Raw genomic sequence first — 13,479 nt, 5'->3', positions numbered from 1 at the left:
CAACGCGATGGGGACCAGTTCCGACGACCAGCTCGTCGATGCGTTGCGGGCAGCCCTGAAGGAGAACCAGCGGCTCAAATCCGCGAACACCCAGCTCGAGCAACGCGAGGGCGAGCCGATCGCGATCGTCGGCATGGCTTGCCGGTTCCCTGGTGGCGTGACCTCTGCTCCGGACCTGTGGCGGTTGGTCAGCGACGAGGTCGACGCGATCGGCCCGTTCCCGGAGGACCGCGGCTGGAACCTGGCGGAGCTCTACGACGCCGACCCCGACGCGCCGGGCACCTCGTATGTGAAGGAAGGCGGTTTCCTATACGACGCGGCCCGCTTCGACGCGGATTTCTTCGGCATCTCACCACGCGAGGCACGCGCGATCGACCCCCAGCAGCGACTGCTGCTGGAAATCGCCTGGGAGGCGTGCGAAAACGCCGGCATCGCGCCGGAATCGCTGCGCGGCAGCCGTACGGGCGTCTTCGTCGGCACCATGTACGACGACTACGCGACCCGGTTGTCACCCGCGCCCGCGGGCTACGAGGGCTACCTCAGCATCGGCAGCGCGGGCAGCGTGGCCTCGGGGCGGCTGGCTTACAACTTCGGCATCGAAGGGCCCGCCATCACTGTGGACACGGCTTGCTCGTCGTCCCTGGTGGCGTTGCACCTCGCCAGCACATCGCTGCGTCGCGGCGAGTGCTCGCTGGCCTTCGTGGGCGGCGCGACGGTGATGGCGACCCCGACGCCGTTCGTCGAGTTCAGCAGGCAGCGCGGTCTCGCCGCGGACGCCCGTTGCAAATCGTTCTCCGCGTCCGCCGATGGCACCGTGTGGTCCGAAGGCGCCGGGCTCCTGCTGCTGGAGCGCCTGTCCGACGCCCAGCGTCTCGGCCACGAGGTGCTGGCCGTCGTCCGCGGCTCCGCGGTCAACCAGGACGGTGCCAGCAATGGCTTGACCTCGCCCAACGGCCCTGCCCAGGAACGCCTGATCCGCGAAGCGCTGTCCGCGGCCGGTGTGCCGGCCGCCGAGGTCGACGTGGTCGAGGCGCACGGTACGGGCACAGCGCTGGGCGACCCGATCGAGGCTCGGGCCCTGCTCGCCACGTACGGACGGGCCCGCAGCGCCGACGACCCGATTTTCTTGGGCTCCCTGAAGTCCAACATCGGGCACGCGCAAGCCGCCGCAGGCGTCGGCGGCGTCATCAAGATGGTGATGGCGCTGAGGCACGGCGTGCTGCCCGGCACTCTGCACGCCGACGAGGCCACGCCGCACGTCGACTGGTCGCGCGGCACGATGAAGCTTTTGAACCAGGCGACGACCTGGCCGCGGCACGACCACCCGCGGCGAGCGGCGGTGTCCTCCTTCGGCATCAGTGGCACGAACGCCCATGTCGTCCTGGAAGCGGCCCCCGAGCCCGCGGTGCCACCCGCCGACAAGTCCGCGCCGCGGCTCCCGGCCGTCCCGTGCCTGCTGTCGGCGAGCAGCGAGCGGTCGTTGCGCGACCAGGCCGGTGCACTGCTCAGGCACCTGGATGCCGACTCCTCGGCGGAGCTCGTCGACCTCGGGTACGCCTTGGCCACCGCGCGCAGCCACCTCACGCACCGCGCGGCGCTCATCGCGCGCGACGAGGAGGATCTGCTCGCCGGTCTGCGGACGCTGGCCGGTGACGAAGAGGGCCCGGAGCCGATCCGGAGCACAGCCGTTGAGGGCCGGATCGCGTTCCTGTTCGCCGGGCAGGGATCGCAGCGCGCGGAGATGGGACGCGGTCTTTACGACACGTTCACCGCCTACGCAGCGGCCTTCGACTCGGTCAGCTCGGCGCTGGCCGCCCATATGGACCGTCCTCTGCACGAAGTCGTTTTCGCCGCTGAGGACTCGGCCGAGGCCGGTTTGCTCGGCCGGACCGAGTACGCGCAGCCGGCGTTGTTCGCCTTCGAGGTCGCCCTGTGCCGGCTGCTCGAGTCCTGGGGGATCAGTCCCGACGCCGTGCTCGGTCACTCCGTCGGCGCCCTGGCCGCCGCGCACGTCGCCGGCGTTCTGTCGCTCGACGACGCCGCCGCACTGGTGGCGGCAAGGGGCAGGCTTATGCAGCGACTGCCGCCGGGCGGGGCGATGGTCGCACTGCGCACGACTGAACGCGAGGCTGCCGCGCTGCTGGCCGGATACGAGGACCGGGCCTCGGTGGCCGCCGTCAACGGTCCCGAAGCCACCGTGCTCTCGGGTGACCGAGGCGCGCTTGAGAGCGTGGTCGAAGCGTTCGAGGCCACCGGCGGGAAGGCGACCTGGCTGCGCGTCAGCCACGCCTTCCACTCACCGCTCATCGAGCCCGCACTGGCTGAGTTACGCACCGTCGCGGAGCGCATCACCTACCATGAGCCCCGGATCACCGTGGTCTCGGACGTGACAGGTCTTCCTGTGGAGCCGGGCGAGCTGGCGAACCCCGAGCACTGGGTGCGCCACGCGCGCGAGGCAGTCCGCTTCCACGACGGCGTGCGAAGCCTTGCGGAGCTGGGTTGCGCCCGCTTCCTCGAAGTGGGACCGGCTGGCGACCTCACCGCGATGGCCGCCGAATGCCTTGCCGAAGGAGCTGACCAGCGGACCGGCCGTGCGGGGTACGAGACGGTACCCGCCCTGCGGAAGAAGCAGCCAGAGCCCATGGCGCTGCTGACCGCGGTTTCCCGGCTGCACGCCGACGGAGCCGACGTCGACTGGGCCGCGCTCTTCGCTGGCCAGGGGGCACGCCGGACGACCCTGCCGACGTATGCGTTCCGGCGGGAGCACTACTGGCTCGGCGCTTCCGCGCCTTCGGGCGCCGCACACCTGGCCGGAGCCACCCCGCTCGGCCATCCCGTGCTTACCGCGGCCGTTGACCTGCCGGAACCCGAGGGTCTGTTGCTGACCGGGCGGTTGTCCCTGGCCTCGCACCCGTGGCTGGCCGACCACCGGGTCGCAGGTCAGGTGCTGGTGCCGGGCACCGCACTGCTCGACCTCGCGGTCCGCGCCGTGGAGGAGACAGGGGGCGACCCCGTGGAGGAACTGGTCCTGGAGACCCCGCTCGCGGTGGCGGAGGACGCCGAGATCCAGTTGCGGGTTTTCGTCGCCGCGAGCGGCGACATCACCGTCCACTCCCGAGTCGAGGGCGGCACGGAACCGTGGAAGTGCCATGCCCGTGGTTCCGTCGCCCGCTCAGCTGCCATGCCGTCGGCGCCCGACCTCGGCACCTGGCCACCGCGCGACGCCGAGCCGGTTCCGATGCCTGCCGCCGATCTGTATGCCGGTCTGGCTCAGAGCGGGCTCGTGTACGGCCCGGTTTACCGCGGGGTCGAGGCGATGTGGCGACGTGGACAGGAGGTCTTCGCCGAGGTGGCGCTTCCCGGCGAACCGCGACCGGGTCCCGGCACCCATGCCGTGCATCCAGCGCTTCTCGACGCGGCCCTGCACCCGATCGCTCTCGGTGGCCTGATCGACGGCAGCGAGTCCGGGCTGGTGCCCTATGCCTGGTCGGGCGTTCGCGTGCACGCCGCCGCGGGTGGTCGTGTCCGCGTCCGGCTGGCACCGGCCGGCCCGCACGCGGTGGCCGTCGACGTGGCCGATCCGCAAGGTCGCCCGGTGGTTTCAATCGGTTCGGTGGTCCTGCGACCGATGCCCGCCGGTGCCAGCGGGGGTGACGACGCCGGTGACGGTCTGCTCGTGCCGGCCTGGGCGCAGCTCCCCGTGCTGGCCGAACCCGTGGACACCAGCCGTTGGGCTCTGCTCACCGCTTGCGAGGGCGGGCTGGACGACCTGCTCCTGGGCGAGTGCGGCACCTCGCGGACCTACCGCGATCGGACAGCTTTGGTCGAGGCGCTGTCCTCGGGCGAAACAGCACCCGAACTCCTCGTCCTACCCTGCGAGGGAGGTGACCGCGGCGCCCGGGCTTCTTCGGTGCGAGAAACCGTTGATGATGTCGTGCAGCTCGCCCAGTTGCTGACCTCGGACGAACGGCTGGCCGACACCAAGCTCGCGGTGCTCACCCGCGGTGCCGTGGTCGTGGGTGGTACGCAGACGATCGAGGAGCTCGGACATCGCGCTGTGTGGGGCTTGCTCCGCACCGTCCAAACCGAGCACCCGGACCGGTTCATGCTGGTGGACGAGGACGGAACGGACGAATCCCGCCGCACGCTCGCGGCCGTGCTGGCGGCCGGCGAGTCCCAGGCCGCCCTGCGCGGCGGCATCCCGTACCGGCCCACCCTGACAGCCGAGGGCCAGGGCACCACGCTCGCGCCGCCGGCCGACGCGGCCCAGTGGCGTCTGGACTACGTCGCCAAGGAGTCCTTCACGAACCTCTCGCTGGAGCCGTGGCCGCAAGCCGGTGCGCCGTTGGAGCACGGACAGGTCCGAGTGCGGATGCGGGCGGCCGGACTGAACTTCCGCGACGTCCTGCTTTCCCTGGGCATGGTCCACGCTTCCGTCGACGCGTCGGCGGAAGACCCAGGCCAGGGCGGTGAGGGCGCAGGTGTCGTCCTCGACGTCGGCCCGGGTGTCACCGACATCGTTCCCGGTGACCGCGTGATGGGCCTGTTCTCCGGTGTGGGGCCGGTCTCGGTGACCGACCGGAACCTGGTGTGCCGCATGCCCGATGGCTGGTCCTTCGCTCAGGCGGCGGCGGTCCCGGTGGCATATCTGACCGCCTACCACGGGCTCGTCGATCTCGCGGCGCTGCGCCCGGGCGAGTCGGTGCTGGTGCACGCCGGCACCGGTGGTGTCGGCACGGCCGCGCTCCAGCTCGCCCACCACCTGGGAGCTACGGCCTACGCCACGGCCAGCCCCGCCAAGTGGGCCGCGCTGAAGGCGCAGGGACTGCCGGAAGACCGCATCGCGTCATCCCGAACGCTCGACTTCGAGCAGGTCTTCCGGCACAACACCGAGGGTCGCGGAGTTGACGTGGTCCTCAACTCCCTCGCGGGGGAGTACGTCGACGCGTCCCTGCGGCTGTTGTCGGGCAGCGGCCGGTTCCTCGAGATCGGCAAAACCGACCGCCGCGATCCGGACGAGGTGGCGCGCGACCACCCGGGCACCGAGTACCAGTCCTACGACGTGCGCGACCCCGGCCCCGAGCACATCCAGCGGATGCTTGTCGCGCTGCTCGAACTCTTCGAGCAGGGCGCTCTCGCGCCGCCGCCGGTGTCGGTCTGGGATGTCCGCGAGGCGCCGGCCGCCTTCCGCTACCTCAGCGAGGCCCGGCACGTCGGCAAGATCGTTCTCGACCTGCCGGCCGACGAGACGCCTTGGGACACCACCAGGGCGGTACTGGTCACCGGTGGCTTCGGCTGGTTGGGCAGGTTGGTCGCAAAACATTTGGCCACCGAGAACGGCGTGCGGCAACTGGTGCTGATGGGCCGTCGCGTTCCCGGAGCTGACGAGCCCGCCGGTCACGCGGTAGCCGAACTGCGCGCGCTCGGGGCGGAGGTACACACCGTGGCGTGCGACGCCGCCGACCAGGAGGCCCTGGCTGCCGCGCTGGAAGGGCTGGCCAGCAGCGGTGTCCGGTTGGGCGGCGTGGTGCACGCGGCGGGCGTTCTCGACGACGGTGTGTTCAAAACCCTTACCCCGCAGCAGCTCGACCGTACGCTGCGGCCGAAGGTGGACGCGGCGCTCAACCTGCACGACCTCACCGAAGGTCTCGGTCTCGCGACGTTCGTCGTGTTCTCGTCGGTCGCGGGAACTTTCGGCTCCGCGGGCCAGTCCGGCTACGCGGCGGGCAACGCCTTCCTCGACGGTCTGGTGGAGTACCGCAGATCGATGGGGCAGCCGGGATTGTCGGTCGTCTGGGGCCCGTGGGAGGGCGGCGATGGCATGACGGCGAGCCTGACCAGTGCGGATACCGCCCGCATGACCCGAACGGGGATGGCCCCGCTGTCGGCGGAGCGGGGCCTGGAACTCCTCGATGCCGCCATCCGCCGCAACTCGCCGGTGGCGGTGGCCGCCCGCTGGGAGTTCGACGGGGTGACCGCGCCCGAAGCGATCTCGCCCGTCCTGCGGGACCTGCTGCCCACCACTCCCGGCAGTGGGGCGGAACCGGCCCCCGAAACCACGAGCGGGGAGTCCCTCCTGGACAAGGTGCTCCACGAGGTCGCCGTCGTGCTCGGGCACTCCTCGGCCGGCGCGGTCGATCCGCACGAAGCGTTCGACCAGATCGGCTTCGACTCGCTGACCGTGGTGGAGCTGCGCAACCGCCTCGCCAAGGAAATCGGCATAAAGCTGCCGGTGACCTTCATCTACGACTGGCCAACACCCACCGAGCTCGTCGCCCACCTGCGGGAGCAGATGGACGACAGGACCGCGGGTAGTGCGGCCGACGCGATGCCCGCCGAGCCGGCCGAGGATGCGTCTTGACCAGAACCCGGCGTTCAGCCCTACGCACCTTCCACGCCAAGGAAAGCCCCTTCGCACGCCTGGTCTGCTTCCCCCACGCGGGAGGCACCGCGAACAGCTTCAACCGGCTGTCCGCGGAACTTCCCGACGACATCGAGTTGCTGGCGTTCCAGTACCCCGGCAGGCAGGAACGCCGGATGGAACCGTGCGCCGAACAGATCGGGGAGCTCGCCGAGGAGGCCGCGGCTGAGCTCTCGGCTCACACCGACTGCCCCTTGTTCGTGCTCGGGCACAGCATGGGAACGCTTGTGGCGTTCGAGACGGCACGCCTCCTCGAACAGCGGGCAGGGGTGGCGAGGCTCTTCGCCTCGGCCGCCCGGCCGCCCGCACAGGACTGGGAGGAGCCGGACCTGGACCCCCTCGGTGACAACGACATCGTCGCCGAGCTGCGTCGCTTGGGCGGTATTCCCGAACCGCTCCTGAAGGACGAGGACATCGTTGGAGAGGCACTGCGCCTGCTGCGCGCCGACCACCGCGCGCTGCTGCGCTACGTCTGCACGCCCGAGACCGCCCTGTCGATTCCGATCACGGTCCTGCTGGCCGACGCGGACCCAAAGAACACCCTTGAACAGATGCGGGAATGGGCACAGCACACCACGGCCGAGCTGACCGTCGAAGTGCTGTCCGGCGGCCACTTCGCGCTGACCGCCCCCAACTCGGGCGTCGCGCCACGGCTCACCGGCCAGATCCGCGAAGACCTGGCACACGGGAGCACAGGATCCGGCTGCGGATCCTGTGCTCCCGAAGGTCCTGAACAGGAGACACGATGACACGCGCTCACGCCGACATGGTCCGGGACATCTACCTGGCCGGAACCGGTGGTCGCAAGCCGCGGATGCCCACCGGGTTGACGAGTATGGAAGAGCACGCTCGGGCCGTGCTCCCGGCGAACGCCTACGGATACGTGGCGGGCAACGCGGGCGTCGGCGCCACCGGCCGTGCCAACCGGCAGGCGTTCGACCAGTGGCGGCTGGTGCCCCGAATGCTGCGCGGCGCCACCCGGCGGGACCTGACGGTCTCCCTGTTCGGGCAGCGGCTTGCCGCACCCGTGCTCCTGGCGCCCATCGCCGCGCAAACAGTGGTGCACCCCGAAGGAGAACTGGCCGCTGTGCGGGGTGCGGCGGACGCGGGTGTGCCTTTCGTGCTTTCCACCGGCGCGTCCCACCCGCTCGAGGACGTGGCGGCGGCGGCCGGGGGCCAGCCGCGCTGGTTCCAGCTGTACTGGCCCGCGCATCGGGCGGTGTGCGAATCCCTGGTCAGACGCGCGGAGGCGAGCGGCTACTCGGCTCTGGTCCTCACTGTCGACTCGCCCAGCTTCGGCTACCGCCCGGCCGACCTCGACAACGGGTACCTGCCCTTCCTCAACGGCGCGGGAATCGCCAACTTCGTCAGCGACCCCGAGTTCCAGGGCGGTCTGCCGTCCGACGCCGGCGAGCGGGAGGTGGTCGAGCACTGGGCGCGTGTCTTCGCCAACCCGGGACTCACCTGGGACGACCTGCCGTGGCTTCGTTCGCTGACCGGCCTGCCCATCGTCATCAAGGGGGTCCTGCACGCCGACGACGCCCGACGAGCGGTGGAACTCGGCGCGGACGGACTCGTCGTCTCCAACCACGGTGGCCGCCAGTTGGACGGCTCGGTCGCTTCGTTGGACGCGTTGCCCGCCGTGCGGGCCGCCGTCGGCGACGGCGTGCCGGTGTTGCTGGACTCCGGGGTGCGCACCGGCAGCGACGTGGTCAAGGCGCTCGCACTGGGCGCTGACGCCGTCCTCTACGGCCGGCCCTACGTCTACGGGCTCGCCCTGGACGGGCAGGAGGGCGTCAGCCACGTCCTGCGGTGTCTGCTCGCCGAACTTGACCTTGCCCTGGCACTCACCGGCAGCGGCGCCGTCTCCGAGATCACCGCGGACCTGCTCGCGCCGCCCGGGCCGCTGGCCGGTCCGGGGAATGCGGAAGGAGGAGACTCATGCCGCTGAATCCGCACCCGGACGTACCGCGGATGCCCGGCACGATCTTCGGCGTCGCACTGAACTACGTCGACTCGATCGCGGAGATGGGGTTCGAGCGTCCGACAGTGCCGTTCCTGTTTCCCAAGCTGTCATCCAGCGTGATCGGCGACGGCGATCCGATCGTCGTCGACACGACCGTCACCCGGTTCGTGGACTGGGAGACCGAACTGGCGGTCGTGATCGGTACCGAGGCACGCAACGTGCCCGCCGCCGAGGCCCTCGAAGTCGTCTACGGCTACACCGTCGCCAACGACATTTCAGCGCGCGACCTGCTGACCGCGGACGGCCAGTGGCTGCGGGGCAAAGGGCTCGACACCTTCTGTCCGCTCGGGCACGTCGTCGTGCCGGCCGCCGAGATTCCGGACCCGCAGGCGCTGGCTGTACGCACCTGGCTGAACGGCGAAATCGTCCAGGACGGCACGACCGCCGACATGGTGTTCGGTGTCGGTGAGCTGATCTCCTACCTGAGCCGCTTCTTCACCCTGCGGCCCGGCGACGTGATCCTCACCGGCACACCGGCCGGGTGCGGCGCCTTCATGGACCCGCCGCGAGGACTGCGGCCAGGAGACGTCGTGGAGTCGGAGGTGGAGGGCATCGGCCGCCTGGTCAACCCGGTATGGGCGGCGGACGGCCAGTCGAAGGCGGAACTCACGGCCTGAGGCAACTCGTGATGGGGCGGTGGGGGCTGATCTCGACCAAGCCGGCCTCCACCGCGTCTACGGCAGCCATCGGGCAAGGACCGTTGTTCACGCGGATTCACGGTTGGTACTCGAGTGGAAACTTGACTCGGCTGCTCGACTCGGCAAAGCAGGGTGCTCAGATCGGCGGCTCAAAGGAATACGCACCCTGCATTCGCTGCCGGCCACCTTTTTCCATCCCCGCCGCACGCCCGGTCATCGCCGCCGTCGGGATGCGCCGGGGCAGACCGGCCGACGTGGCCGGCGCACCTCGTCCGTACCGGGGCAACCCACCGGGCGCAGGTGCCCCCCCTCTTCGACGCTACGCTGCACGTCTCGGACGAAGCGACGCCAGATCACGACCGGCACTTCAGCAGGCGTGCAGACTGAGAGAGAGCCTTACGATTCGTTGATCTGGTTCTGAATCCACTCGGCGACGACATCCACTCTGGACGTTGTCTCGGGCCGGGAGTGCGGGCATTCCGGCCCACCACTCTCAACCGCCACCAGCTCATCCCCATCGGGCCCGTTCTCGAAGTACGGCGCCCCGGAGTCGGTAGGACAGGCGCTGGTGTCCGCACTCGGCCAGCTACCGGTGACCGTCGTGATGTTCTCCTGCACGTCGTGTACCTGGACCTTGCCGACCTGCAGATGGGTGGCGGGCTCGGTCGCGTCGGCCGATTCCTGCCCCCAACCGGCCAGCACCAGAACCTCCCCCGGACGCGGCGCGGCCGAGCGCAAGGCCAGCGGCCGCACGTCGTCGACCGGCTCCGCCAGTTTGACGACTGCGATGTCGTTGACCGGAGACTGCCGGACCTCCACCACTTCCAGCTCGTGCCCCTCGCCCGTATCGGCGTCATCGGTTCGACCGACGATCGCCGTCGTGGCGTACGGCGTCGTGCCACTCACCGGCTTGCGGTTGACGTCGTGGAAGCAGTGACCGGCGGTGATCACCCACTGTGGGTCGATCAAGGCACCAGAGCAGGCGCTGTCGTAGGTGGTGCCGTCAGCTTTCGGGATGTCGGTCATCAGAAACTTGACCGCGAAAGGAAAAGCGCCGTCCTCGGCGTCCCGCGCGTTCGCCACCGCGCCGGCTGGAACGGAGACCGCCACGCCCACGCCGACCGCCGCGGCCGCGGCGACCACGCCGACGATCACCTTCGGATACAGACCTCGCAACACCTAAACCCTCCAAATCATCTTCCGCGGCCCGCAGCCAACACCATCCACACACGAACAACCAATCTCCACGCCCAGAACGTGCCCTTTTGGCCACGCCTCGAGCGCATTAAAGGTCTTTTCCCGCGTGAGGGTCGTCATTAACAACTCGTTTCAGAATAATGGGCGTGTCTGATAGCGATGGTTGATCGACTCGGTGCATGGTCATGGTGTGATCGAGGAGTTGGTGCCAGATCAGTTGTGGTCTCGGGTGCAGCCGTTGCTCCCGGCGCGTCCGCCTCGCCGGAGCCGGTACCCGGGCCGGTTGCCGGTCGACGATCGGGCCGCTCTGGCCGGGATCGTGTTCGTGCTCAAGACCGGGATCACCTGGCGGGAACTACCGCACGAGGTGGCGGGATGTTCCGGAGTGACGTGCTGGCGGCGGTTGCGGGACTGGAGCGAGGCCGGGGTGTTCAACGCGGTGCACGAGCTGCTGCTGGACCAGCTTCGGGCTTTGGATCGGCTCGACCTGAACACTGTGGTGGTCGACGGATCGCATGTGCGGGCGCTCAAAGGGGGGCGGCGACGGGCCCCTCGCCCGTCGATCGGGCTCGCACCGGCACCAAACACCATGTGATCACCGACGCCGGCGGTATCCCACTGGCAGTGACGGTCACCGGCGGCAACCGCCACGACAGCACCCAACTCATCCCGCTGGTCGAGGCTCTGCCCACGATCCGTGGTAAGCGCGGTCGGCCTTGGCAACGGCCTCGCTGGCTCTATGGCGACCGCGCCTACGACTACGAACATCACCGGAAAGCCCTGCGCGAACGAGGAATCATTCCGCGTATCGCACGCCGCAACACCGGACACGGCTCCGGTCTCGGTAAGGTCCGCTGGGTCGTGGAACGCACGTTTGCCTGGCTGCACCAGTACAAACGCCTCCGCACCCGCTACGAACGCCGCGCCGACATCCACCTCGGGCTCCTCCGGCTCGGATGCGTCCTGATCTGCTACCGCCAACTACCAACCTCATTCTGAAACGAGTTGTAAGCGCAGCCCCGCATGGTCGGCAAGTTGAAGCAACAGCTCCCCACATCGCGCGCACTGGCGTTGCCAAAACCAGGTCCATGGGGTTGATCAACTCGTCGAAGGTGCCGTTGAGGTCGGTGGTGGCCGGCATGACCCAGCCATAGGTGCCCTCGGCCATCACTCGACGATGGTCCCGATGCGATCGCAGAACGCGTGGTGCCAGGCACGGAACCACGCGTCGATCGAGGTGCGTTTCGACGCGGCCTGCCCCGTGCGGACGCAGTTGAACCGCACCCGTGGGCGCGCGGTGCCTCGGGTGCGGCTCTCCCGTGTCGTGCGCAGCTTCAGCGGTGGGCGCTGTTGTCGAGCCAGAGTTCCACAGGGCCGCGGAAGCAGGCGTTGACGTGGTACTGCACGTCCTGGTCCTCCACAAGGCGCAGGCCGGGCATCCGTGCCGTCAGCTCCTCCAGCATGATCTGCATTTCCAGTCGAGCCAGCGGCGCTCCGAAGCAGGAGTGAATGCCCCTGCCGAACGTCAGGTGAGCCTGCGCGCCGGAACGGTGGATGTTGAACGCCTCCGGGTCGGGGAACTTGGCCGGGTCGTGGTTTGCCGAGCCGACAAGGAGCAGGAGTTTGGCACCGGCCGGTACTTCCACTCCTCCGATGGAGACCGGTTTGGTGGTGATCCGCCGCCACGTGAACAGGCTCGGGTCGAAGCGCAGGCCCTCCTCGATCGCCTTCGGGATGAGGGCCGGGTCGGCGCAGAGCTCTTCCCACTGCTCTCGGTGGGTGAGCAGCCGCTGGATCATGCTCGATGACACGTTCGTCGTGGTCTCATGCCCGGCGAAGCTCAGGGCGTGGACGACGTTGGTGATCTCGTCGACGGACAGCTCGTCCGGGTCCGCGAGGTGGGTGCGGATCAGGTCGCTGGTGAAGTCGTCCTTCGGCTCCGCCAGGCGGCTGGCGACGAACTCCGTGCAGTACTGCCAGTAGTCCACCTGGTTCTTGGCGATCCGGACCTGCTCGGCTTCCGTCGACCGCCCCCACGTGAAGGCCATCCGGTTGATGGCCAGCCCCTTGAGCATCTCCATGTCCGACTCGGGGAAGCCGATCAGGTTGAACACGATGGTCGCGGGGAGCGGGAACGTCACCTCCTGCACGATGTCGAATCGATCCTGATGCAGGATGCGATCGATCATTTCCGTGACGTAGGCGCGAATGGTGGGTTCGAGCACGGCGATTCGCCGAGCGGAGAACGCCTTGACATTGTGCGCCCGGACCCGGGTGTGCTTGGGCGGGTCGCAGTTCGACACGGTCGGTGTGGTGTGGAAACCGGCCGCGAGGATATCCTTGGCCTCTTCGGCGAGCGGGTAGACCGGTGTCTGGGTGATGGCACCGGAGAAGGTTTCGTAATCGGTGAAGATCCGCTTGATGTCCTCATGCCGCGTTACTGGCCACATGTCCAGCTCCGAACTGTAGAACACCGGGGTTTCCTCGCGAATCGCGGCGAGGATCGGGAACGGATCGGCGAGGTAGTCGGTGGCCAGCGGATCGAACCGTTCGTGCATCGGGCAACCTGTCGTACTACTGGCCGTCATCTATCCTCCCGTGCGGGATTGAAACTCTTTGCGGGCTGCGAATGCACTGCCGCCAGGTGAATAGTCGAGTAACGTGATGTTGCGGGTCGGTCGCGGCGTTTATGCGGCGGTTCCCGGACATCACTCGACGTGGAGCGCATGCGCTACGGCGGGGAACCTACGCGACGGAACGGCCCGAGTCCACTGTTTCGAATCGGCGAATGCGCCGGCGAGCGACCAATGTCCGAAAGTGCACGCTTCCTTGTTCGAACGTGCATTGATCACTCGGGGTGGTTGTTTTCCGATAGTGCGCAACTCATCTGATGATGAGCGGTTCATTGACATCCATGCCGCCAATCGTGTGACTGCCGTGAGGTTCGAATAAATGGAGTCAGCGGGCTCTTGCACATCCACTTGACCTAGTCGTATGCTCTGCCTGCCGATGCGGCGACGAGGGCAGTTCGCGGAGCGGTATCGGCGAGTCGGAGCTTGATGCGTTTTCGCTGCACGGGTGAGCACGAACTGTTCACTGCAGGGATGTTCAACGTTCAGACTCAATTTTATTGAGCGGTGTGCTGATTGCCGGTGCACGGTCTTGTGCGCGCAGTGCCGCAAGTCGTCGATCAGTAC

6 protein-coding genes and 1 pseudogene are annotated in these 13,479 nt (G+C 68.6%); 5 read left to right on the top strand and 2 right to left on the bottom strand.

Going from position 1 to position 13,479, the window contains the following annotated elements; translation table 11 throughout:
• Positions 1 to 7: 7 nt before the first annotated feature.
• The 4 genes and pseudogenes from SACE_RS12795 to SACE_RS12780 all read left to right on the top strand — a co-directional run.
• Positions 8 to 6,361 (top strand): annotated as a pseudogene (locus SACE_RS12795) (SDR family NAD(P)-dependent oxidoreductase); the annotation flags it as partial.
• Positions 6,358 to 7,170 (top strand): thioesterase II family protein, encoded by an 813-nt coding sequence (locus SACE_RS12790; RefSeq protein ID WP_009948604.1) that lies wholly within the window; start codon positions 6,358 to 6,360, stop codon positions 7,168 to 7,170. The pseudogene SACE_RS12795 and the gene SACE_RS12790, both read left to right, overlap by 4 nt.
• On the top strand, positions 7,167 to 8,372 hold the full coding sequence (locus tag SACE_RS12785; RefSeq protein ID WP_011873764.1) for an alpha-hydroxy-acid oxidizing protein: 1,206 nt from the start codon (positions 7,167 to 7,169) through the stop codon (positions 8,370 to 8,372). Before SACE_RS12790 ends, SACE_RS12785 begins: the two co-directional genes overlap by 4 nt.
• Positions 8,363 to 9,064 (top strand): fumarylacetoacetate hydrolase family protein, encoded by a 702-nt coding sequence (locus SACE_RS12780; protein ID WP_009948607.1) that lies wholly within the window; start codon positions 8,363 to 8,365, stop codon positions 9,062 to 9,064. Before SACE_RS12785 ends, SACE_RS12780 begins: the two co-directional genes overlap by 10 nt.
• 417 nt (positions 9,065 to 9,481) lie before the next feature.
• Here the strand turns inward: SACE_RS12780 and SACE_RS12775 are convergent, their stop codons facing one another.
• Complete coding sequence (locus SACE_RS12775) at positions 9,482 to 10,261, bottom strand: S1 family peptidase (protein ID WP_011873763.1); 780 nt, start codon at positions 10,259 to 10,261, stop codon at positions 9,482 to 9,484.
• A gap of 211 nt (positions 10,262 to 10,472) precedes the next feature.
• On the opposite strand from SACE_RS12775, the gene SACE_RS36375 reads away from it, so the two are divergent.
• Positions 10,473 to 11,281 (top strand): IS5 family transposase gene (locus SACE_RS36375; RefSeq protein ID WP_085982277.1). Its coding sequence is split into 2 segments (ribosomal slippage): positions 10,473 to 10,812 and positions 10,812 to 11,281, totalling 810 coding nucleotides; the frame shifts between segments, so codons are not numbered across the junction.
• Positions 11,282 to 11,616: 335 nt separating this feature from the next.
• Here SACE_RS36375 and SACE_RS12760 read toward each other — a convergent pair.
• Positions 11,617 to 12,840: a cytochrome P450 gene (locus SACE_RS12760; protein ID WP_009951127.1), complete on the bottom strand. Its 1,224-nt coding sequence runs from the start codon at positions 12,838 to 12,840 to the stop codon at positions 11,617 to 11,619.
• Positions 12,841 to 13,479 lie beyond the last annotated feature (639 nt).

The sequence above is a fragment of the Saccharopolyspora erythraea NRRL 2338 genome, assembly GCF_000062885.1.
Taxonomy (GTDB): domain Bacteria; phylum Actinomycetota; class Actinomycetes; order Mycobacteriales; family Pseudonocardiaceae; genus Saccharopolyspora_D; species Saccharopolyspora_D erythraea.
Note: the sequence above shows the minus strand (reverse complement) of the source record. Positions and strands in the feature narration are given on the sequence as shown.

What these genes read in the sequence shown, in the direction of transcription:
- SACE_RS12785 (WP_011873764.1), top strand. Translation starts at nt 7,167, where the DNA reads ATGACACGCGCTCACGCCGACATGGTCCGGGACATCTACCTGGCCGGA.
- SACE_RS12780 (WP_009948607.1), top strand. Translation starts at nt 8,363, where the DNA reads ATGCCGCTGAATCCGCACCCGGACGTACCGCGGATGCCCGGCACGATC.
- SACE_RS12760 (WP_009951127.1), bottom strand. Translation starts at nt 12,840, where the DNA reads ATGCACGAACGGTTCGATCCGCTGGCCACCGACTACCTCGCCGATCCG.